This is a genomic window from Streptomyces sp. NPDC054956 (assembly GCF_053609185.1).
This window is the reverse complement of record NZ_JBSGXB010000073.1, coordinates 1-20,862: the sequence shown is the minus strand read 5'-3', so window position 1 is coordinate 20,862 and position 20,862 is coordinate 1. Positions and strand designations below refer to the sequence as shown.

At 74.2% G+C, this 20,862-nt stretch carries 17 protein-coding genes; 6 read left to right on the top strand and 11 right to left on the bottom strand.

Annotated elements, in window-relative coordinates:
- The first annotated feature begins 30 nt into the window (after positions 1-30).
- The gene (locus tag ACWGDE_RS14815; RefSeq protein ID WP_453389375.1) at positions 31-1,533 is read left to right on the top strand and encodes a phosphatase PAP2 family protein; all 1,503 of its coding nucleotides are present in this window, start codon (positions 31-33) and stop codon (positions 1,531-1,533) included.
- 92 nt (positions 1,534-1,625) lie between these two features.
- Positions 1,626-2,849, top strand: coding sequence for an ALF repeat-containing protein (locus ACWGDE_RS14810; protein WP_453389374.1), 1,224 nt, complete (start codon positions 1,626-1,628; stop codon positions 2,847-2,849).
- 110 nt (positions 2,850-2,959) lie between these two features.
- Here the strand turns inward: ACWGDE_RS14810 and ACWGDE_RS14805 are convergent, their stop codons facing one another.
- Entirely contained in the window at positions 2,960-3,505 is a 546-nt protein-coding gene (locus ACWGDE_RS14805) for a hypothetical protein (RefSeq protein WP_453389373.1), read from the bottom strand.
- Between the two features lie 132 nt (positions 3,506-3,637).
- Positions 3,638-3,829, bottom strand: coding sequence for a hypothetical protein (locus tag ACWGDE_RS14800; protein ID WP_453389372.1), 192 nt, complete (start codon positions 3,827-3,829; stop codon positions 3,638-3,640).
- A 265-nt stretch (positions 3,830-4,094) separates the two neighbouring features.
- On the opposite strand from ACWGDE_RS14800, the gene ettA reads away from it, so the two are divergent.
- Genes ettA through ACWGDE_RS14785 form a run of 3 tightly spaced genes read left to right on the top strand, consistent with a single transcriptional unit; the run spans position 4,095 to position 6,951 of the window.
- The gene (ettA, locus tag ACWGDE_RS14795; RefSeq protein WP_382754563.1) at positions 4,095-5,759 is read left to right on the top strand and encodes an energy-dependent translational throttle protein EttA; all 1,665 of its coding nucleotides are present in this window, start codon (positions 4,095-4,097) and stop codon (positions 5,757-5,759) included.
- Between the two features lie 11 nt (positions 5,760-5,770).
- Positions 5,771-6,238 (top strand): acyl-CoA thioesterase, encoded by a 468-nt coding sequence (locus ACWGDE_RS14790; RefSeq protein WP_453389371.1) that lies wholly within the window; start codon positions 5,771-5,773, stop codon positions 6,236-6,238.
- A complete protein-coding gene (locus tag ACWGDE_RS14785) occupies positions 6,235-6,951 on the top strand; it encodes a hypothetical protein (protein ID WP_453389370.1) in 717 nt (238 codons plus the stop codon). The genes ACWGDE_RS14790 and ACWGDE_RS14785 overlap by 4 nt, the downstream gene beginning before the upstream one ends.
- 66 nt (positions 6,952-7,017) lie before the next feature.
- Here ACWGDE_RS14785 and ACWGDE_RS14780 read toward each other — a convergent pair whose 3' ends face one another.
- The gene (locus tag ACWGDE_RS14780; protein WP_453389369.1) at positions 7,018-7,422 is read right to left on the bottom strand and encodes a globin; all 405 of its coding nucleotides are present in this window, start codon (positions 7,420-7,422) and stop codon (positions 7,018-7,020) included.
- Between the two features lie 148 nt (positions 7,423-7,570).
- Here ACWGDE_RS14780 and ACWGDE_RS14775 point away from each other — a divergent pair, with 148 nt between their 5' ends.
- The gene (locus ACWGDE_RS14775) at positions 7,571-8,551 is read left to right on the top strand and encodes a methyltransferase domain-containing protein (protein ID WP_453389368.1); all 981 of its coding nucleotides are present in this window, start codon (positions 7,571-7,573) and stop codon (positions 8,549-8,551) included.
- A 33-nt stretch (positions 8,552-8,584) separates the two neighbouring features.
- Here the strand turns inward: ACWGDE_RS14775 and ACWGDE_RS14770 are convergent, their stop codons facing one another.
- The 8 genes from ACWGDE_RS14770 to ACWGDE_RS14735 all read right to left on the bottom strand — a co-directional run bounded on the left by ACWGDE_RS14770 (position 8,585) and on the right by ACWGDE_RS14735 (position 20,745).
- On the bottom strand, positions 8,585-9,661 hold the full coding sequence (locus ACWGDE_RS14770; RefSeq protein ID WP_453389367.1) for an FHA domain-containing protein: 1,077 nt from the start codon (positions 9,659-9,661) through the stop codon (positions 8,585-8,587).
- A gap of 90 nt (positions 9,662-9,751) precedes the next feature.
- Positions 9,752-11,077: a vWA domain-containing protein gene (locus tag ACWGDE_RS14765; protein ID WP_453389366.1), complete on the bottom strand. Its 1,326-nt coding sequence runs from the start codon at positions 11,075-11,077 to the stop codon at positions 9,752-9,754.
- A 71-nt stretch (positions 11,078-11,148) separates the two neighbouring features.
- A complete protein-coding gene (locus ACWGDE_RS14760; RefSeq protein ID WP_453389365.1) occupies positions 11,149-12,633 on the bottom strand; it encodes a protein phosphatase 2C domain-containing protein in 1,485 nt (494 codons plus the stop codon).
- Positions 12,634-12,924: 291 nt separating this feature from the next.
- Entirely contained in the window at positions 12,925-15,717 is a 2,793-nt protein-coding gene (locus tag ACWGDE_RS14755; RefSeq protein WP_453389381.1) for a tetratricopeptide repeat protein, read from the bottom strand.
- Positions 15,718-15,722: 5 nt separating this feature from the next.
- Positions 15,723-17,057, bottom strand: coding sequence for a hypothetical protein (locus ACWGDE_RS14750; RefSeq protein WP_453389380.1), 1,335 nt, complete (start codon positions 17,055-17,057; stop codon positions 15,723-15,725).
- A gap of 86 nt (positions 17,058-17,143) precedes the next feature.
- On the bottom strand, positions 17,144-18,175 hold the full coding sequence (locus ACWGDE_RS14745) for a glutamate ABC transporter substrate-binding protein (RefSeq protein ID WP_453389364.1): 1,032 nt from the start codon (positions 18,173-18,175) through the stop codon (positions 17,144-17,146).
- Between the two features lie 5 nt (positions 18,176-18,180).
- The gene (locus ACWGDE_RS14740) at positions 18,181-19,587 is read right to left on the bottom strand and encodes a hypothetical protein (protein ID WP_453389363.1); all 1,407 of its coding nucleotides are present in this window, start codon (positions 19,585-19,587) and stop codon (positions 18,181-18,183) included.
- 288 nt (positions 19,588-19,875) lie between these two features.
- Entirely contained in the window at positions 19,876-20,745 is an 870-nt protein-coding gene (locus ACWGDE_RS14735) for an N-acetylglucosamine kinase (RefSeq protein WP_453389379.1), read from the bottom strand.
- Between the last annotated feature and the right edge of the window lie 117 nt (positions 20,746-20,862).

Here is a 20,862-nt window from a genome sequence, read left to right as displayed (position 1 = left end):
CCGGGGGAGAAGACGGGGTAGAGGAAGGAAATGGCTGATCAGGAACTGACCTGGAGGGGTGCGGTCGCTCACGGGGACCGGTGGCTGTTCGACGTGGTGGCCCGCCGGCACTGGCCCGGGGCCGACCGGGTGCTGCCGCGTCTGGGGCGGGCCGCGAACCACGGGGTGCTGTGGGCCGGGGCCGCCGCGGCGATCGCGGTCCTGGGCTCGGCCCGGGACCGCAAGGCTGCCGGGCGGGGGCTCGCCTCGCTGGCCCTGGCCTCCGCGACGATCAACACCGTCGGCAAATGGTCCGTACGCCGGCCCCGCCCAGTACTCGACGGGGTGCCGGCCGTGCGACAGCTGGTCGCCCAGCCGCAGACCACCTCCTTCCCCTCGGGCCACGCGGCCTCCGCGTTCGCCTTCGCCTCCGGAGTGGCCCTGGAGTCGCCGGGCTGGGGCGCGGCACTGGCTCCGGTGGCCGCCTGCGTCGCCTTCTCCCGGGTGTACACCGGGGTCCACTACCCCTCCGACGTGCTCGCGGGCGCGGCCCTCGGGGTGGCGGCCGGATTCCTCGTACGCCGCCTCACGCGGGAGGCCGAGGAGGCCCGGATCGTGCCGGGCGACGAGCGGACGGCCCACGGGGCGCCCGCCCTGCCCGACGGCTCCGGGCTCACGGTCGTGGTCAACAGCGGATCGGGCACGGTCGCCACGGCGGGGATCGACATGGTGCGGGAGCGCCTGCCGAAGGCCGAGATCGTCGAATGCGCGGGGCCGGACCTCGCCGCCGAACTGGCCTCGGCGGCCGCCCGGGCCACCGTGCTCGGAGCCTGCGGCGGCGACGGCACGATCAACGCCGCCGCCACCGCCGCGCTGCGCGCCGGGATTCCGCTGGCGGTGTTCCCCGGCGGAACGCTCAACCACTTCGCGCTCGACCTCGGCCTCTCCGGCAGCGAGGACACCTGCCGGGCCGTGGCGGCCGGGCACGCGGTTCGCATCGGCGTCGGCCGCTTCACCCCGGGCCCCGGCCCGGCTCACGGCCCGGACCCCCGGGACGCCGGGGCCGGGTACTTCCTGAACAACTTCAGCATCGGGGCCTACCCGGAGCTGCTGGGCCACCGGCTGCGCTGGGCGCCCCGCATCGGTGGCGGCCCCGCCGCCCTGCTCGCGGCCTGGCAGGTGCTGCGCGCGCAGCGCCCCGTACGGCTCAGGCTCGCCGGTCGGCCGCGCAGCGTCTGGCTGCTCTTCGCGGGCAACGGCACCTACCGGGGCACGGGCCCGGCGCCCCGCTACCGCAAGAGCCTCGGGGAGGGCCTGCTCGACGTCCGGCTCGTCCACGGCGGCGGCCGCCCCGGCCCCCGCCTGCTCGCCGCCGCCTTCGCGGGCCCGCTGACCCGCTCACCGGTCCACGTGGCCACCCGGCTGCGCAGCCTGCGCGTGGGCGACATCCCGCCCGGCACCCCGCTCGCGTACGACGGCGAATACGCCCGTGCCCCGGCCGCCCTCGTCCTGGACGAGCTCCCCGACGCCCTCACGGTGTACCGCCCGCGCTGACTCCCGACCGGAAGGCCAAATCCGGACGAATGGCGTCCACTTCAATGTGTTGGATCATTCGGGTCGTTTTCATTACGGTGACTCGGCTAAGTGTGATCATCAACAGCGTTGAGGTGCTGCTCGTGAAGTTGTCCCGGATCGCCGCGGCGGTCGTCGCCGTAGCCGTCGCCCCGTCCGTTCTGCTCGCTTCCCCGGCCTTCGCGGCCGACTCCGAGGCCGCCGCCCCGGTACCGGCGTCCGCCCCGGACGGGGCCCCGGCCGGCCGGCCCGCGGATCAGGCGGCTCAGAAGGACGCCCCGGCGTCCGGTCGGCAGGCCGAGGACGACAAGGCGGCCATCGAGCTGCTGATGGCGCAGGCCAAGCCCGGCTCGGCCCTCCGCGAGGACGGTGCCAAGGCCATCGCCGGGGGTGCGGCGGCCATGCGCGCGTTCCTGGAGACCGGCCAGCACGAGGCCCGGGACCAGGACAACCGGCTGCAGATCGCGCAGATCCTCGGCAAGGCCCAGTCGGGCCCCGGCGTCACCCGCCGTCTGGTCGAGGCCGGCAGGGCCGCCCTGCGGGGCTCGGCGGCCGACCGCGTGGCCTTCCTGGCGACCGGCCAGTACGCGGCCCGGGACTCGGACAACAGGGTCTGGATCGTGCAGATCCTGAGCAAGGCTCAGGCGGGCACCGGCGTCAACCGCGGCGTGATCGAGGCGGGCGAGGCTGCCCTGAACGGCTCGGCGGCCGACCGCGTGGCCTTCCTGGAGACCGGCCGGTTCAAGGTCCGCGCCGACGACATCCGGGTCGAGCTGGCCCGGATGGAGAGCAAGGCCGGCCCCGCCCTCGCCGCGGGGATCGCCAAGATGTTCGACTCCAGCCCGACCCTGGACGAGCTGGAGCACTTCCTCGCGGTGACGCAGTTCGAGCTGCGCGACGAGGACAACTCCGTCGCCATATCGAAGATCATCAACGCGGGTGGACCCGAGGTCGCGAAGGCCGGCAAGGCGGCCCTGAAGGGCTCGGCGGCCGACCGCGAAGCCTTCCTCGCGACCGGGCAGCACGAGGCGCGCGCGAAGGACGCGAAGGCCGCGGAGCAGACCGGCACCGGCCAGACCGGCACGGGCCAGACCGGCACGGGTGCGCAGCAGGTCGTCGCCGTCACCGACCAGAAGACCGGCACCGGCACCACCGTCACGACGCAGTCGGCCACCGGCACGCTCGCCTCCACGGGAGCCGACCCGCTCTGGGCCTCCACCGGCGCCGGCGGCGCGCTCGTCGCCGGAGCGGGCCTCATGCTCGCCGCCCGGATGCGCCGCGCGGGCTCGCAGGGCTGACCCGCGGGGGGCGCCGCCGCCACCGTGCCGCCGCCACCGTGCCGCCGCCACCGTGCGGCCGCCACCGTGCGGCCGCCACCGTGCCGCCGCCGCGGCGGCGCCCCCCCCCGTCAGGTCTCCACGCCGAGATCGACCCGCATCGCGTGCCGCATGCCCACCCAGCGCGCGGACAGCGCCATGAGCTCGGCGTGGATCTCCTCGAACGAACCGTGCGGATCGGGATTGCCCTCCGACAGGCGCAGGGTCCGGCTGTAGGCCCCCGCCATGCGTTTCGTCAGCAGGTCCAGCTCCGCGAGCACGGTGGCCGAAGCGATCATCTGGGCCTCCGAGAAGGCGGCGTGGTGCGCGTTGCGGGCCTCCTCCAGGGTCATGCGCTCCTGGGCGTCGGCCTGCTCCCGGTGGACGACCCACAGGAAGTACATGAGGGCGATCCGGTAGCGCCGGTACGCGGAGTTCGCCGCCGCGTAGCACTCGCGCCGCCGGGCCAGGTCCGCCAGCTCCTGCTCGCGCACCCACCGCGCCTGGGCCGCCCGCTCCTCCCGCTCGAACTGCGCCGCCTGCACGCGCGCCAGCATCCGCTGCGAGAGCAGGGTCGCCAGCAGCGTCCCTACCACACCGACCACCGCGGCCCCGAGCGCGATCGCCCCGCTGCCCATGTTTCCCCCACCCCGTCCGCGGCCCCGGCCGCTCCCCGTGACCGCCATCCTGCCGCGCGGTACGGGACCCCGGGGGCCTTTCACGGCTCCGGGCCGGCCCTCCGGACCCCGGGGCGCTTCCTCAGCCGTACGTCAGCAGTACGTCTCGATGAAGAGGAGGGCGCGACCTTCGTCCGAGGCGAACTCGTGAGCCTCGTGGATCGGCAGGTCGGCAGCGCCGAGCCTCGCCTGCGCTTCGAGCCAGGCAGCCTGGCGCTCGGCCTCCGCGAGGAAGCGGGGGAGCCACCACCGGGCCTGGTCGTCGTAGTACTCGCCCATCGACATCAGCCAGGACCGCGCCCTCCGACAAGGCCGGTCGCTGCCGGTAGCGCCCCCGGGGCCCCGTCCTGGGCCGCCTGAGGGCCGTCTGCGGGCCGTCGAAGGGGCTTCGGCGCCCGCCGGTGCCGACCGACGGCGACCGGAGCGTGGGACCGGCCTCGGACCGGGTCCCAGGTCAGGGCGCCAGGACCATACGGGTTTCCCCCAGGGGATGGACGTCAGGCAAGATGGGGTGTATCTGCCCACCCATCGATCTGCCGGACGGTTTCTCTTGGCTGAGTTCATCTACACCATGCGCAAGACGCGCAAGGCGCACGGCGACAAGGTGATTCTTGATGACGTCACCCTGAACTTCCTGCCCGGCGCGAAGATCGGTGTGGTCGGCCCGAACGGCGCCGGTAAGTCCACCGTCCTCAAGATCATGGCGGGTCTGGAGCAGCCGTCGAACGGCGACGCCTTCCTGTCGCCCGGCTTCACCGTCGGCATCCTCATGCAGGAGCCCAAGCTCGACGAGGCGAAGACGGTCCTGGAGAACGTCCAGGACGGCGCTGCCGAGATCATGGGCAAGCTCAAGCGCTTCAACGAGGTCGCCGAGGAAATGGCGACCGACTACACCGACGCGCTCATGGACGAGATGGGCAAGCTCCAGGAAGTCCTGGACCACGCGAACGCCTGGGACCTCGACGCCCAGCTCGAGCAGGCCATGGACGCCCTGGGCTGCCCGCCCGGCGACTGGCCCGTCACCAACCTCTCCGGTGGCGAGAAGCGCCGCGTCGCGCTCTGCAAGCTGCTGATCGAGGCCCCGGACCTGCTCCTCCTCGACGAGCCCACCAACCACCTCGACGCCGAGTCGGTGAACTGGCTGGAGCAGCACCTTTCGCAGTACAAGGGCGCCGTCGTGGCCGTCACCCACGACCGGTACTTCCTGAACAACGTCGCCGAGTGGATCCTCGAGCTCGACCGCGGCCGTGCCCACCCGTACGAGGGCAACTACTCCACCTACCTGGAGAAGAAGGCCACCCGCCTCAAGGTCGAGGGCCGCAAGGACGAGAAGCGCCAGAAGCGCCTCAAGGAAGAGCTGGAGTGGGTCCGCTCCAACGCCAAGGGCCGCCAGACCAAGTCCAAGGCCCGTCTCGCCCGCTACGAGGAGATGGCGGCCGAAGCGGACAAGATGCGGAAGCTGGACTTCGAGGAGATCCAGATCCCGCCGGGCCCGCGTCTGGGCTCGATCGTGGTCGAGGTCAACAACCTCTCCAAGGCGTTCGGCGACAAGGTCCTCGTCGACGACCTGTCGTTCACGCTGCCGCGCAACGGCATCGTGGGCATCATCGGCCCGAACGGCGCCGGCAAGACCACGCTCTTCAAGATGATCCAGGGTCTGGAGGCGCCGGACTCCGGCTCCGTCAAGATCGGCGAGACCGTCAAGATCTCGTACGTCGACCAGAGCCGCGCCAACATCGACCCCAAGAAGACCCTCTGGGCCGTCGTGTCGGACGAGCTGGACTACATCAACGTCGGCCAGGTCGAGATGCCGTCCCGCGCGTACGTCAGCGCCTTCGGCTTCAAGGGTCCGGACCAGCAGAAGCCGGCCGGCGTCCTGTCCGGTGGTGAGCGCAACCGCCTGAACCTGGCGCTGACGCTCAAGGAGGGCGGCAACCTGCTGCTCCTCGACGAGCCCACCAACGACCTCGACGTCGAGACCCTGTCCTCGCTCGAGAACGCGCTCCTGGAGTTCCCGGGTGCGGCCGTGGTCATCTCCCACGACCGCTGGTTCCTGGACCGAGTCGCCACGCACATCCTGGCGTACGAGGGCGACTCCAAGTGGTACTGGTTCGAGGGCAACTTCGAGTCGTACGAGAAGAACAAGGTCGAGCGGCTCGGCGCGGACGCCACGCGTCCGCACCGCGCCACCTACAAGAAGCTCACCCGAGGCTGAGGTCAGAGGCCATGGCCAGACACCACTACCGGTGCCCCCTGCGCTGGGCGGACATGGATGCCTTCGGGCACGTCAACAACGTCGTCTTCCTCCGCTATCTGGAGGAGGCGCGGATCGACTTCATGTTCCGCCTCGCGCCGGGGGAGGGCAGTGAGTCCTTCACGGGCGGTTCCGTCGTGGCCCGTCACGAGATCGACTACAAGCTGCCCCTCGTGCACCGCCACGAGCCGGTCCTCATCGAGTCCTGGGTGACCCGGATAGGCGCCGCGTCCCTGACCATCCGCTACGAGGTCAAGGACGAGGCGACGGAGGACGCGCCCGAGACGGTCTACGTGCGCGCCGAGACCGTGGTCGTGCCCTACAACCTCGCCGAGGGGCGGCCCCGCCGCATCACGGCCGAGGAGAAGCTCTTCCTCCAGGAGTACCTGGACGAGCCGCAGACCGGCGCCACCGCCGGTGCCGGAGGCATCGCGGCATGAACGAGCAGTTGCACTTCGCCGATTCCGGGGAGGCGGCGGACCTCGCCGCCTTCCTGGGCCGGCTGGTGCACTACGACCGCGCCGCCGCCGTCCGCCTGCAGGCGCAGGCCGGCGGCGGTGCGCTCGCCGTCTTCGGGCGGCCGCCGTCCTTCGACGTGCTGGCCATCCGCACGGCGCGGCTCGCCGCGCCCGTCTCCGCCCCGCTGGACCTGACGGTCTCGGCCGGCGAGCTCCTGGAGTCCGTCGACGAGGGCCCGCAGGCCGGCGCCGTCGTGCCCGCGCCCGTCACCGGACCGCCCTGGGCCGGAGTGCTCCCGCCCCGCGCCGGCTGGCAGCAGGTGCCCGGGTTGCCCGGACCCGAAGCGGTGCGCCAGGCCCTGGTGGCCGCCGTCGCCGAGTTCCGGGCCCGCGACGAGGCCCTGCCCCCGCAGCACCGGACCCGCTCCGAGCGCGACCGCATCGGCCGCGAGATCTGGTCCCGCACGCTGGGCGACACCGAACTTCCGCTGCGCGCCGTGCACGCCGCGCAGTCCCTGGGCTTCCTGCGGCCCGTACGGTCCCCCGTGCCCGCCGCCGCGTCCGCGCCGCCCGCCGCGCCCGAGCAGCTCGCGCTGTTCGCCGCCGGTGGCTGGCTGCGGCTGCGCACCCCGTACGGCTCGATCGCCACGCGCCGCCCCGGCGGCCTCGGCGCCCTGCTGGTCCGGCCGGTCTAGCCGCTCCGGCCGCTCCGGAAGGTCCCGCCGGACCCGTACGGGATCCCGTACGGGCCGGGCCGCCGGCTAGCCCGCCGTGTTGATCATCGAGGCGGCGGCGTACGTCAGGTACCGCCACAGCTGCGCCTCGTGCTCCGGCGCGAGGCCCAGCTCGTCCACCGCGATCCGCATGTGGTGCAGCCACGCGTCGTGCGCGGCCGAGTCCACCTGGAACGGCGCGTGCCGCATGCGCAGGCGCGGGTGCCCGCGGTTCTCGCTGTAGGTGTTCGGGCCGCCCCAGTACTGGATCAGGAACAGCGCGAACCGCTCCTCGGCGGGCCCCAGGTCCCCCTCCGGGTACATCGGACGCAGCAGCGGGTCCTGCGCCACGCCCTCGTAGAAGCGGTGGACCAGGCGGCGGAAGGTGTCCTCGCCGCCCACCTGTTCGTAGAAGGTCTGCTCCTGGACCGTGCCCCGCGGAATCTCATTCACCCGACCATCGTCTCAGACGCCCGGACGGAGGACCCCGGTCCTAGGACCCTGCTCCCGCGCGGTCCCGCACCCCCGTCCGGGCTCCGCGAGGACCCCGGCGGGCCGCCGCGCGGTAGCCCGGGGGCGCCGTCCGCAGGACAGTGGATGCATGGGCGCACATGCCGAGGTCCGCGACGTGCTGGAGACCGCGCACGCGGCCCAGGTCCGCGAGCTGACCGCCGCCGGGGTGCTGGAGGATCCGGCCTGGCGGGCGGCCTTCGCGGCCGTGCCCCGGCACGTCTTCGTCCCGTACTACTTCACCGGCCGCGGCGCCGGCCACGAACGGCTCTGGGCCGAGGACCCCGACCCCGGGCGGCGGGCCCGCTGGCTGCGCGGGGTCTACACCGACGCCCCGATCGCCACCCGGCTGCGCGACGGCGAGCTGGTCTCCTCCAGCAGCCAGCCCTCGCTGATGGCGAAGATGCTGGAGTCCCTGGAGGTGCGCGACGGGGACAACGTCCTGGAGATCGGGGCGGGCACCGGCTACAACGCGGCCCTGCTCTGCCACCGGCTCGGCGACGACCTGGTCACCACGGTGGACCTGGACGAGGAGATCACCGAGTCGGCCCGCTCGCACCTGGCCCGGCTCGGCTACCGGCCGGCCGTGGTCACCGGGGACGGGGCGCGCGGCTGCCCCTCCCGCGCACCCTTCGACCGGATCCTGGTGACGTGCACGCTCCCGCGGATCCCGTACGCCTGGCTGGGCCAGTGCCGGCCGGGGGCGCGGATCCTGGCCCCGCTGTCGACCGGGCTGATCGCGCTGACCGTACGGGACGCCACGCTCGCGGAGGGCCGCTTCCTGCACACCTCGGCGTACTTCGTGCCCCTGCGCGGGGCCACGGCCGCGCCGCCGGGCACGTACGGCATGCCGGAGGGGCTCCCGTACGAGCTGGTGGAGAACGAGCGCCTCCAGTTCATGCTGGTGCTCACCTCGGGCGCGCTGCACCCGAGGGAGGCGCTGGACCTGTGGCGGCGCGAGGACCGGCCGGCGCGCGAGCGGTTCGGCGTGACGGTCACCGCCGAGGGCCAGTGGTCGTGGCTCGACGATCCCCAGGGGCCCTACGTGTGGCCCCTGGGGGAGACGGACTAGCCGGCCCGGACGGGGCCGGCCGGCGGGCGTGGCTCAGCCGCGCCGGATGGTGATCGTGGTCCAGGCGCCGACGTGGACGCGGTCCCCGTCGCCGAGGGGGACCGGCACGTAGGGCTGGATCGACTCCTCGCCACCGTTGATGGTGGTGCCGTTGGTGGAGTTCTGGTCCACCACGGCCCAGCTGCCGTCGGGCTGCTGGACGAGCACCGCGTGCTGGTGCGAGACGCCCGGGTCCTCCGGGGGCACCGACAGGTCGATGTCGGGGGACTCGCCCGTCGAGGCGCGCCGGCGGCCGACGGTGATCTGGCCACCGGTGAGCGGCAGGTGCTGCTCGGGCGAGTACGCGGGCAGGCTGAGCCCGGCCGCCTCGGGGCCGCTGCGGTGCATCATCGCCATGAAGTACGAGCGGTCCGGACCGATGGTCGCGGTCCAGGTGCCGCCGCCCTGGGGCTGCGGCGGGAAGGGCTGGTGGGCCTGCTGCTGGTGGTGCTGCTGGTGCTGCGGAGGCTGGTACTGACCCGTCGCCTGGTACTGGTGCTGCTGGGGCGGCGGGGGCTGCGGCTGGTACTGGGGCTGCTGGTACTCCTGGTGCGCCGGCGGCGGCAGCATCCAGTCGTCCTCGCGCTGCAGCGGCTCGGCCGGGCGGTTGACCCGGGAGGGCCGCGAGCCCTGGTAGTCGAAGTGGTCCTGCGCGTACGCGGGCGGGGCCGACGGCGCGGCCGGAGGGGGCGGCGGCGGGCCCGGGGTGCCGATGCCACCGGTGGGGTGCGGGCCGCCGTGCGCACCGGGGCCGGCCGGGACGCCGTGCGCACCGGGGCCGCCGGGACCGCGACCGGCACCCTGACCCGGGTCCGGGGCGACGGGCGTGTACGAGGTCGCCGTGCGGGTCAGGAAGTTGTACCGGCACTCCTCGCAGAACGGGGCCATGGCCTCGCGCGGGGTGCGGCACTGGGGGCAGAGCTCGGCCTGGGCGGTCGGCTCGCCGGTCTGGGGGTAGCCGTAACCGTAGGAGGGCGCCGCGGGGGTGCCCGTAGGGGCAGCCATGCGGTGGCCGCAGACCTCGCACCAGTCGTCGGAGGCGGACTGGTGCCCGTTCGGGCAGGTCGGCATCGCGGCGCTTCCTCCTTCTTCCCGCCGGGTCAAGGCGGGTCCACTTCTTCGTCTTCGGCTCGTTCAGCGTGCCCCGGCCCGACCGGATTGTCAGGCTTTTTTCACTCGAACGGTTTGGGTCGAACGCGTTTCAAGGGTCATTTCATCCGCGTCGGCGACCTTCGCCTTCAGTCGCACAGTACCCGCCGCGGCATCGACGACATCGACCACCTTGGCCAAGAGCTTCGCGGTGTCCGCGTTGCCGGAGACGCTCGCCAGCTGAACGGCGCGGCCGAGTTTGGCCGTGGCTCCCCCGACATCACCCAGTTTGCGGGCTTCGAGGCCCTGCTGGATAGCCTGCGCGAGTTCGGCCTGTCCGGTGTAGTGGGCCACCTGCGGGTTTATGGCCGTGGACGCGGCGAGGTCGTCGGTCCACACGGCACGGACCAGGCCCTGGGCGAGGACGGCCGGGGCCTCGCCCGGCGCCCCCGGCAGGACGAGCGAGGCGCGGGCGGCCAGCATCTCCTGGCCCACGGACGCGCTCGGGACCCGTACGCACACGTGGTACTCGCGGGACTCGTCGCCCCACGAGCCCGTCGGGTAGTCCCCGGCGCGCGGGCCCGCCTCCGTCCGGCGGCCGGTCAGGTCCTGGACGGCCGGCGCGACCTGCTTGACGTACTGGATCTCCACGCCCACCGGGGTCCACAGGCGCAGCGCGACGTCCGCGACCTCCTTGCCCATGACGTTCTCCATCATGCGCGTGAAGTCCTCGGTGAGGTGGGCCGGGTCGGCCACGATGTCGGAGGTGCCGAGCAGCGCGCTCGCGATCCCGGTGACCTCCTTGACCTCCCAGTCGGTTCCCACGCCCCGCGCGTCACAGGTGAACCGGCCCGCGCAGGCGTCGAGGGTGGCCCGCAGGACGGCCGGGTCCTCGTGCTCGTTGCGGCCGTCGGTGAGCAGGATCCCGTGCCGGATCGTCGCGGTGGACTGGCGCAGCAGGCCGTCGGCGAGGCGCAGCCAGGTGCCGATGGCGGTGCCGCCGCCGGAGGAGAGGCCGCGCAGGGCCTCCTTGGCCTGGGCACGGGTGGTCGCGTCGGCGATGGCGAGGCGGCCCCGTCGGGGGAAGACCTCCGTGGCCACGTGGGTACCGGCGATCACGGCGAAGGCGGTGCCGTCGCGGAGGGTGTCGACGGCGGCGGCGGTGGCCTCGCGGGCGCCGCGCATCTTGTCGGGCGGGTACTCCATGGAGCCCGAGCAGTCGACCATGATCACGACGGCGGCGCCGCCCGGGGTCACGGCGGTGCGGGTGGCGGTGGCCCCGCCCGTGGAGGTCGCCGTGACGATGGCGTGGACGTCGCGGCCGCCCTCGGGGAGGAACTCGTTCTGGTACACCTCCACGCTGAAGCGCGGGGCGCTCGGCTTGGCGAAGTTCGCCATCGGTCGGTACTCCTCGGGGACGGGGATCAGGCCGGGGCCTGCGCGGGGATCAGGCCCGGTCTGTGCCGGGATCAGGCCTGGGGCTGCGGGGCGGCGGGGCTCGCGGGCGGGCTCTGCGGCGGCGCGGAGAACGGGACGACGGCCACGGTGACGTTGTCGTGCCCGCCGCCGTCGAGCGCGTGGCCCACCAGGACCTGCGCGCTGTGCAGGGGCCGTGCGGCGGCGTCGGAGGGGAGCACCTGGGCCATGTCCCGCGCGGACTCGGCGTAGTTCCACAGCCCGTCGGTGCAGACCACGACCACGCCGTCGTGGTCGGGCTTGAAGGTGGCGGTGTGCGGTTCCAGTTCGTAGGCGTCGGCCCCGAGCCAGCCGGTGATGGCGTGCGCGCGGACGTCCGCGTAGGCCTCGGCCTCGCCCATCAGCCCCGCCGCGACCATCTGGGCGGCCCAGGAGTCGTCCTCGGTGAGGCGGCGGGGGAGCGCGGCCCGGTCGTCCGGGACCCAGTAGGCGCGGCTGTCGCCGACCCAGCCGATGGTCAGCAGACCGCCGCTGACGACGGCGCCGACCAGCGTGCAGGCGGGGGCGTTCTGGGCGCCGGGGACCTCGGGCGCGAGGGCGTTGACGGCGGCCGCGGCGGCCAGGATCGCCTCGTGCATGGCCTCCTGGGGGTGGGCGCCGCGGGGCAGGGCGTCGAGCAGGGCCTCGTTGGCGGCACCGGCTGCGGCGGCCGAGGCCTCGTCGGGGCGGCTGGCGGAGGACACGCCGTCGCAGACGATGGCCACGGTGGCGGCGGAGCCGTCGGGCAGCGCGGTGGCCGCCACGGCGAAGGAGTCCTCGTTGCGGTGGTGGCGCAGCCCGCGGTCGCTGACGGCGGCCACGCTCCCGAGTTCCTCTTCGAGGTGGTCGCGCTCGCGGGGCTGGGCGTGCCCGCAGTGCTCGCAGTACCCGTCGGTGTCCACCCGGCCGGCGCGGCAGGCGACGCAGGTCTTCCCGCCGCCCTCCGGCTCGCCGCCGCCGTACGGGGCTTCGTGCGCGGGCTGCTGCGCCTGCGGGGCGGGGGCGGCGTACGGGGCCGCCTGGTCGGGGGTGCCGGGGGCCGGGTCGCCGTACGGGCCGTCCGGCTCCGGAGCGGCGCCCTCGTGCCCCGGGGCGTCGTAGCGGACCTCGGCGGCGCCGTGGGCCGGGCCGGTGGTGCCGGGGGAACCCGCGGCACCCGCCGGGCCCTGGCCGAGCTGGACGGTGGGACCGTAGGGGTCCGAGCCCGCGGCCTCGGGGCCCTGCGCTGCCGAGGAGGCGTACGGGGCTCCGCCCGCGGGCGGCCCGCCCTGCGCGGCGGGGCCGTCGTACCAGGACCGCTCCTCGCCGCCGTAGGGGTCCCCGGACCCGGGACCCGTCCCGTGCGGGGCCGCACCGGCCGGGGCCGGGTCGGTCCAGCCGGCGGAGCCGGAGACCAGGGTGGGCGCGGCGGTGGAGGTGCTGCCCCAGCCGGGCGCGGGTTCGCCGCCCGCGTAGCCGGAGGAGGCCGCCGGTGCCGGCTCCGGAGCCGACACCGGCATCGCGGGAGCGGCCGCCGCCGGGGCAGCCGGGGCAGGAACCGCCGCCGGAGCAGGGGCGGCCGGGGCGGGAGCCGCCGGAGCAGGGGCCGCCGGAGCAGGCACCGCAGCCGGGACCGGGGCCGGCTCCTGGACCGCGGCCGGCGCCGGGACCGCCGCGGGGGTTACCGGAGTGCCCGGGCCGGTGGAAGCGGAAGCCGTGAGGGCGTATCCGCAGAAGCCGCAGAAACGGTCACCCTCTTCCAGGGGTTCCGCGCAGCTGGGGCAGCCCGACGGCCGATGCATCGACATCAATCACACCCACGTCCGTGGACGGAAACGGTTTGCCCGCTCCACCAGTTCGATCCTCTCCTCGCCCCGCTGCGCCAGCCGTGCCAGCACGCGGAACGAGCGCTCCAGGCCGAAGCGCAGCCCCTGCTCGTCCAGTTGGCAGCCGAGCAAGGACGTACCGCCGGGGTCGGAACCCCGGCTACCCGACAGTACCCAGTCCAGCGCCGAGCCCAGAACTTCCGCCCTCAGCCGCTCGTGGCGCACCGAGTCCAGGCCGAGCCTCTCCAGCGCCTCCACCTGCGCGGCGGCCGCCGCCAGATCGGGCAGCAGGGCCTCCTGCGGCGACCGGTCGCGCAGGCGTGCCCGTACGGCCGCCACCCGCGCGGCCGTGTAGTGGATCGAAGCCTCCGGTACGGACTCCAGCGTGCGCACGGCTCCGCCCCGGTCCCCGGCGGCCAGTTGCACCCGGGCGAGCCCGAACGCGGCGCCGACGAAGCCCGGGTCGGTGGCCCACACCAGGCGGTAGTACTCGGCGGCGTTGTCCAACTGCCCCAGCACCTCGGCGCACAGGCCCAGCGCCAGCTTCGGCGCCGGCTCGCCGGGGAAGGCGTCGTAGACGGCGTCGAAGGAGAGGGCCGCCGTCTCGTCCTCACCGACGGCCAGCGAGGCGATGCCCCGGGCCCACACCACCCGCCAGTCGTCCGGATGCCGTTCTTCGAGGGCGGCCAGCGCCTCGGAGACCAGGGGCCCGTCGGCCTCGCCCAGTTCGAGCCGGGCCCGCAGCTCCCGCAGCCGCAGCTCGGCGGATTCGGCCGGCGCCGAGCCGAGCGCGGCCAGCAGATCGGCCGGGGCGGAGGCCAGCAGACCGGCCAGGAAGCCGGCGTTGGGGTCGGAGGCGTCGACCAGCGGCACCGGCAGCGCCAGCGAGGCCACGCGGGTGTCGAGCGTCGAGCGCTCCGGCCGGGGCAGCGCGACGACGGACGGCATCGGCACGGCAGCCGGGGCCCGGCGCGGGGCGGGCACGGCCGGACCGGCGGCCTTGTGCGTCGCGGTGGTCACGAGCCCGGTCATCCCGTAGCCCGTGAGCGGCGCCGCCGAGGGGGCGACCAGCGGGGCGGCCGCCGGAGCCGCCGGCGCCGCCGCGCCCTGCCCGGACGGACCGGAAGGGCCACCCGGACCGGAAACGGAACCCGGACCGTGGGGCGATCCCGGAGCGTGAAGCCCGGCCCCGGCACCGGCACCGCCCCCGGCCGCACCACGGGCAGACCTCCACCGCCTCATGGACGGCTTCACGGACCGCCCGCCCAGCCGGGACACCTCCGCCCCCGGCTCGTCGGCGAACAGCCGGTCGTCCGGAACGCGCAGCTCCGGCCCGAACAGCGTGGAGACCTGCGGCCTCGGCCGGCCCGTCTGGAGGGCGACGACCTCGCGCAGCACGCCCGTCAGCTGGTCGGCCATCTCCTGCGCCGAGGAGAACCGCCGTCCCGGGTCGGGGTCGGTGGCCCGTACCAGCAGCCGGTAGAACGACTCGTACCGCCCGAACACCTCGATGTGCTGAGGGTCCGGCAGCGAGTCCACGAAGACGTTGGTGTACCCCTGGAAGTCGAAGGTCAGCACGGCGAGCGTGCGTGCCACCGTGTACAGGTCGGAGGCGACCGAGGGGCCGACCTCTGCGACCTCGGGGGCCTGGTAGCCCACGGTGCCGTAGATGGCCGACTCCTCGTCGTCCATCCGCCGCACCGCGCCCATGTCGATCAGCTTGAGCTGATCGGCCTGCTGAATGGCGTTGTCGACCTTGAAGTCGCAGTACAGGAGGTTCCTGCTGTGCAGGTGGCCGAGCGCCTCCAGGGCCTCGATGCCGTACGCGCACGCCTGCTCCACGGGGAGCGGATCGCGCCGTCCGTCCGGCCGCCGCCGCTCGTTGGCGATCTCCTTGAGCGACTTGCCGCCGACGTACTCCATGACGATGTACCCGTCCAGCGAACCGGTCCGCTGGTCCAGGTGCTCCACGAAGTTGTAGATCCGCACGATGTTGGAGTGCTCGATCTCCGCGAGGAAGCGCCGCTCCGAGATCGCGGCCGCCATCGCGTCCTGGTCCCCCGTGTCCAGCAGGCCCTTGAGGACCACCCACCGGTCGGAGACGGCCCGGTCCACCGCGAGGTAGACCCAGCCGAGGCCGCCGTGCGCGAGGCAGCCCGCGACCTCGTACTGACCGTGGACGAGGTCGCCCGCGTGCAGCTTGGGCACGAAGGAGTACGGGTGACCGCACTTGGTGCAGAAACCTTCCGTCCGTCCCGGCCGCTCACCGCGGGCCCGGCCCACCGGAGCACCGCAGTCCGAACGCGAGCAGAACCGCTTGCGCTCAGGGACCTCCGGATTCTCCAGCACCGCCTCCGAAGGATCGGGACGCGGCACCTCGGGCACGTTGACCAGCCCGGCCCCGAGCCGGCTGCGCCCCGAACCCGAGGGGGCCGAGCCCGAACTGCGCACCGAGACCGACCGGGTGGACGCGGCGCCCGAGAGCGCGCGCGAGAGCCGGCCCGACACGGAGCGCCGGGAAGAGGAGGAACGCGAGGAGCGGGAGGCCCGCGAGGAGGCCGAGGAAGCGGACCGCCCGGACCCGTGGGAGCCCTGGGAGCCCTGCGAATCGCCGTGGCGCGCCGCGCTCGTCATCGCCGTCGGCACCGACACCAGCTCCTCGGCGCCCGCCGCGACGGCGCCGGCCGGAGCCAGCCCGCAGGTGTCGCAGTACAGTTCGCCGCCGCCCATGTCCTCGTACGAGCCGGGGCAGCCGGGGCGCATGCACGCCGTTCCGATCAGACTCACGCGTCCCCCTCTCCCGGCCCGCCGGGCCACTGCCGGTCCGACCGTTGCTGTTGCTGTTGCTGTTGCTGTTGCTGTTGCTGGTGTTGTGCTTGCTGCTGCTGGTCCTGCTGCGGTGGCACGAGGGTCTCGGCCGCCGCCTGCTGATAGCGCAGCACGGCCTGCTCGGCGGCCCGCAGATCGCAGGGCGCGCTCCACAGCATCCGCCGGGCCGTGTCGTACCGCTCCATCAGCAGGGGGTCCTCCGCCATTCCGTGCCGGGCCACCTTGGCCTTGTAGGCGTCGAGCCGCCCGCGCAGCTCCGCCCGCATCGCCAGCGGGGCCGTCACCGCGGTCAACGATTCACGGGCCCGCAGCAGTTCCTCCTCGGCCCGCTCCTCCAGCGACTCCAGCAGCGGAGACAGCCGGTGCCACTGGGACCGGCGCCGGTACTCGGCCGCCGCCGACAGCTGCTCCTGCAGCACCGTCGGCGGACCGCTCACCGCCGGCACCTCGGACGCCGCGATCTTCGCCAGTACCTCGCCGCGCGCCACCCGGGCCTCCGCCAGGGTCCGGTCGGCCCGGGAGAGCACGTCCCGCAGGCCGATCAGCCGCTGTTCGGAGTCCTGCCGGACGGCCAGCACCGCCTCCACCTCCCGGCGTACGTCCTCCAGCGCGAGCGCCGCCCGGTCGTACCGCACGGTGTCGGGCCGGCCGCCGCCCGGCGCGGAACTCCCCGCCACCGGGACCCAGAACGCCAGCGGGTCCTCGATCACCCGTGCCCGCAGCTGAGTCAGCTCGGCCGTGATGGCCTCCAGGTCGTCCCCCGAGGGATGTTCCCCGGGGCGGACCCCCACCGAGTGCGCGAGCGTACGGGTGCGGTGCAGTTCGGCCGAGAGCAGGTCGATCCGGGCGGGCAGCGCGGACCACACCGAGTCGGCTGCCACCACCACGTCCAGGGAGCCCGCGTACAGCTCGTTCATACGGGCCACCAGCTCGGCGAGCGAGAACCGCTCCGCCAGTGCCACGCCCTCCACGGCGGCCCCGGCGATCAGCACCCCGGGCCCGAGCAGCCGGTCGGTCAGCTCCACCAGGTCCTCGCGGCTCGGCCAGCGCCGCCGCTCCCGGATCTCGCGGGCGGCGGACAGCGCCCCGCTGTACGCGTCGAAGTAGCGCCACAGCCGGGTGATGGCCGCGTCCGCCTCGGCCCAGCGCTCCTTGGTGACCCCGGTCAGCCCGGCGCCCTCCAGGAGCCGCCGCCCGGCGTGGTCCTGGAGCGCGAGCAGCGAGGTCTCGATGGCCTCGTGCTCCGCGCCCAGCCGGGCCAGCGCGCGGTCCACGCCGTCCCGGTCCATCACTGCCGGCTGTGCTCCCAAAGGATGTGCCTCCACCGGTCCCGCCTTCGGTCTCGTGCCATCGGGATCAGAATCGGACACCGGCATCAGTCCCGGTACTTGGGCGCGGGCGGTCCGCTCACGCCGGGCAGCACGGGCTTGAGATGGGTCTTGTACGCGCTCATCCACGGGCTGTTCTCACCGCCCGAACGGTAGTCCTCCAGCACCTTGTTGACCCGGCGAACGAGATCGCCGGCGTCCTTGTTCATGGCCACCCCGTAGAACTCCTTGGTGAACGGGGAGCCGACCAGCCGGACCGAGGGGTCCTGCGCGGCCTGGCCGGCGGCGAGGGCGTTGTCCGTGATGATGCCGTCCACCTCGCCCAGCTGCAGCCGGACCAGGCAGTCCAGCTGGTTGGGCACGCTGACCGGGACCGAACCGTACGACTGGGAGGCCAGCGCGGCCTCGGCCGTGGAACCGGCCGCCGTGCAGATCCTGCGGTCCTTCAGGGAGGAGTCGTAGCCGGTGATCGTCGAGCCCTTGGGGGCGAGCACCTGCTGCCCGGCCTCGAAGTAGGCAGTCGAGAAGGCGACGTCCTCCAGCCGCTTGCAGTTGATCGTCATCGTCCGCACGACGATGTCGACGGTGTTGTCCTTGAGCGCGGGGATGCGCTGGCTGGTGGGGATCGCCCGGTAGATGACCGCGTTCTCGTCGCCCAGGATGTCCTTGGCTATGGCCTTGACCAGGGTGATGTCGAAACCGTCGAGCTGTCCGGCCGGATTGCGGTAGCCCCACTTGAAGCTGTTCTGGTCCACGCCCGCCACGAGGTGGCCCGCCGCGCGGATGCGCTGGATGGCCGCACCGTCCACGCCGTTGGGACGCAGGCTCGCCTCCGGGTCCTGGCAGGTGTCTCCGGGAGCCAGCGGAGCGACGGCCATCCTGGCCGGCTCGCGCACCAGGGACGGGTGCCCCGTGTTGCCCGGGGCCGCCTGGGCCAGCGGCAGCAGCACCGCCGCGGCCGTCAGCGCGCAGGCCACGGCCATCGCGCCGACCCCGCCCCAGCCGCGCAGCCGGCCCGCGAGCCTCCGCACGCCACCGGGCTCGTACTCCTGGTCCTCGCGCCTCACTCGTTCCGGCATCGCGCTCACCTGTACTCCGAAAGCCTGCGCCCGATGCCGAGCAGTGCCGCCACCGCGCCGACGACCGCCAGGGCCGCCGTGCCTGTCAACAAACCGTCGAGCGCCCCGAGCCCGCCCTGTGCCGCCCGGGTGAACTCCTGCTGCTCGTGGCCGACCGCCCGCTCCAGCGAGGCGTCCACCGTGTCGAAGGCGGCCCCGCTGAACTCCTTGTGGTCCTTGTCCCCGATGACCTGGCCGAGGGCGCCCTGGTAGTCGCCCTTCAGGTCCGTCTGCCGGGCGGCCGTGTGCAGTTCCTTCCACCGCGCGACGCCTGCCGTGGCGTCGGCGACGGGGGTGCGGCCGGCCTCGTCGTCGGCGAGCTTCGACGCCGTCGCGAGACCCTCTTCCAGGAGCTTCATGTCGTGCGCGAAGTCCACGTCGTACTTGTCCGACTTCTTGTCGTCGGCCAGCACGGCGCCGCGCGAGATCAGCGTCAGGTTCTCGTCGGCCCGCGCCCTGAGCGAGGCGATCCGCGCGTCGTTGAGCACCTTGAGCGACTCCTGCCCGTCCGTTCGCGCCTCGCTCAGCCCGGCCCGGGCGACCGTGTGACCCGCGGCCAGCCACAGCAGCACCGCCAGTGTGGCGGCGGTCGCGGCGACCAGCCCGTGGTTGAAGACGCGGTTGGTACGACGGTAGTTGCGCCGCTGGGCCCACACCAGGGCGGCCAGCGCGAGCAGGCCCGCACCGAGCGAGGCCAGCGGTACCGCGCGGGCGTCGTCGTAGTCGGTGTAGAGCCGGCCGGTCTCGGCCTCGTAGAGCCGCTGCGCGGCGGGCAGCAGCTGCGTGCTCATCTGCTCGTTGGCGTAGCGGAGGTAGGCGCCGCCGAGCGGCAGACCCTGCTTGTTGGTGGCCCGGGCCTGCTCGATGAGGCCGGTGTAGCGGGGCAGCTGCTCGCTCAGCAGGGTGATCTGCTTGCGCGAGTCCTCGCCGGCGCCGGTGTTCGCGGCCGCGCTGACCAGCAGCCGGGACGCGTTGGCGATGTCCTTCTCGTAGCGCTTGCGGACCTCGTGGGGCTCGTCGCTGCCGGCGAGGAAACCGCTGGAGGAGGCCGTGTCGGCGTCCGCGAGCGAACGGTAGATGCTCGCCGCGTCCGCGCTCAGCGGCTGGCTGCGGCCCACCACGTCGTCGGCGGCGGTGACCCGGCCCGAAACCTCCCAGAGGGCCACCGCGCCGAACAGCAGGACCAGCGCGGCCAGGACCGCGCCGATGATCCGCAGCCGGCCGGGCTCGGTCGTGGCGGCGGCGCGCAGCCGCTCCACGCCCTCGGCCCAGGCAGTGCCCTGCCGGGCGAGCCCGTCAGGCGGTGGCGCGGACGGCCCGGAGGGCGCCACGACGCCGCTTTCGGGCGCGGGCGCGCGTGATGTGATGGCCACCGTGACCTCCCCCTCGGTCCTCAGGGCGTGTCTCTCGGATCGGGCCGGGCCCGCGGCGTCCGGCACCGCACCTGATCCGACCTGATCCGAAAGACACGCCCTAGTGCTTCGCAGCAGTATGGCCTTAGTGGCGGTCGACCACAGCACCCGGTGCTGGATCAGTCACGATCCGCCCCGGTCCGTCCCCGGTCCGTCCCCTGTCCCGACCCGGTACGCCCCGCGCCCCTCCGTCACCGCTTCACCGTGAATACGCCCCACGGGCCGCTGCGGTTCCCCGGGTGACCGGGTTCAACCGAAGTGGGCGCGGAGCTTCCCGTGGGCCTCGGGGCCCGCGCCGATCGCGTCCAGTCCCAGCAGGCCGGCGCCCAGCACCGGCGGGGCCGTCACCACCGTCGGGCGGGCGTACGGGGCCCGTTCGGCGAGGAGTTCCGCGATCCGGTCGTTCAGCTGCGGGTGCCGGGCGGCCAGGACGCCGCCGCCCAGCAGTACGGGGGTCTCCTCGTGCAGCAGGCCGAGCCGGTCCAGCGCCACCGAGGCCAGCGCCACCACCTCCGCGGCCTGCCGCTCCACGAGGGCCGAGGCGACCTCGTCGCCGGCCGCGGCCACCGAGAACAGCACCGGCACCAGTTCGTGGACGCGGTCCGGCGCGATCGCGTCCAGGTGCACCGCCTCGATCAGCTCGTACATGGAGCCCAGCCCGAAGTGGCCGGGCAGGGCCGTCGCGAGCCGCGTCGGCCCGCCGCGCCCGTCCTCGGCGCGCGCCGCCCACCACATGGCCTCGGCGGCCAGTCCGCCGCCACCGCCCCAGTCGCCGGAGATCTGCCCGAGCGCCGGGAAGCGGGCCGTGCGCCCGTCGGGCAGCATGCCCACGCAGTTGACGCCGGCCCCGCACACCACCGCGACCCCGCGCGGCCCCCCGGTCCCGGTCAGCCCGGCCCGCAGGATCGCGAAGGTGTCGTTGCGCACCTCGGTGGCGGTGCCCCAGCCGCGGGCACCGATGGCCCGCGCGAGCCGCTGCTCCTCCACCGGCAGGTCCGCGTTGGCCAGACAGGCAGAGACCTGGCCGGCGTACGGGACGCCGGGCGCGAGCCGCGGCAGTCCGGCGGCCTCGGCCGCCTCGGCGACGGCCTGCCCGAGGACGTCCACCGCCTCCTCCAACCCGTGCCGGGGGGGGGTGCGAGACGCCCCGCGGCCGGGTACGGGGGCCGGGGCGGCCCGCGGGGTCCGGCCCGCGGGCGGGGTGCGGGGTGCCGCGGGGCCCGCGGCGGCCTCCGG

Excerpts from the sequence above, each read along its gene's own strand:
- ACWGDE_RS14815 (WP_453389375.1), top strand. The coding sequence starts at position 31 with ATGGCTGATCAGGAACTGACCTGGAGGGGTGCGGTCGCTCACGGGGAC.
- ACWGDE_RS14805 (WP_453389373.1), bottom strand. The coding sequence starts at position 3,505 with ATGGGCAGCGGGGCGATCGCGCTCGGGGCCGCGGTGGTCGGTGTGGTA.
- ACWGDE_RS14800 (WP_453389372.1), bottom strand. The coding sequence starts at position 3,829 with ATGTCGATGGGCGAGTACTACGACGACCAGGCCCGGTGGTGGCTCCCC.
- ACWGDE_RS14790 (WP_453389371.1), top strand. The coding sequence starts at position 5,771 with ATGGCCAGACACCACTACCGGTGCCCCCTGCGCTGGGCGGACATGGAT.
- ACWGDE_RS14785 (WP_453389370.1), top strand. The coding sequence starts at position 6,235 with ATGAACGAGCAGTTGCACTTCGCCGATTCCGGGGAGGCGGCGGACCTC.
- ACWGDE_RS14775 (WP_453389368.1), top strand. The coding sequence starts at position 7,571 with ATGGGCGCACATGCCGAGGTCCGCGACGTGCTGGAGACCGCGCACGCG.
- ACWGDE_RS14770 (WP_453389367.1), bottom strand. The coding sequence starts at position 9,661 with ATGCCGACCTGCCCGAACGGGCACCAGTCCGCCTCCGACGACTGGTGC.
- ACWGDE_RS14765 (WP_453389366.1), bottom strand. The coding sequence starts at position 11,077 with ATGGCGAACTTCGCCAAGCCGAGCGCCCCGCGCTTCAGCGTGGAGGTG.
- ACWGDE_RS14760 (WP_453389365.1), bottom strand. The coding sequence starts at position 12,633 with ATGCCGGTGTCGGCTCCGGAGCCGGCACCGGCGGCCTCCTCCGGCTAC.
- ACWGDE_RS14750 (WP_453389380.1), bottom strand. The coding sequence starts at position 17,057 with ATGGACCGGGACGGCGTGGACCGCGCGCTGGCCCGGCTGGGCGCGGAG.
- ACWGDE_RS14745 (WP_453389364.1), bottom strand. The coding sequence starts at position 18,175 with ATGCCGGAACGAGTGAGGCGCGAGGACCAGGAGTACGAGCCCGGTGGC.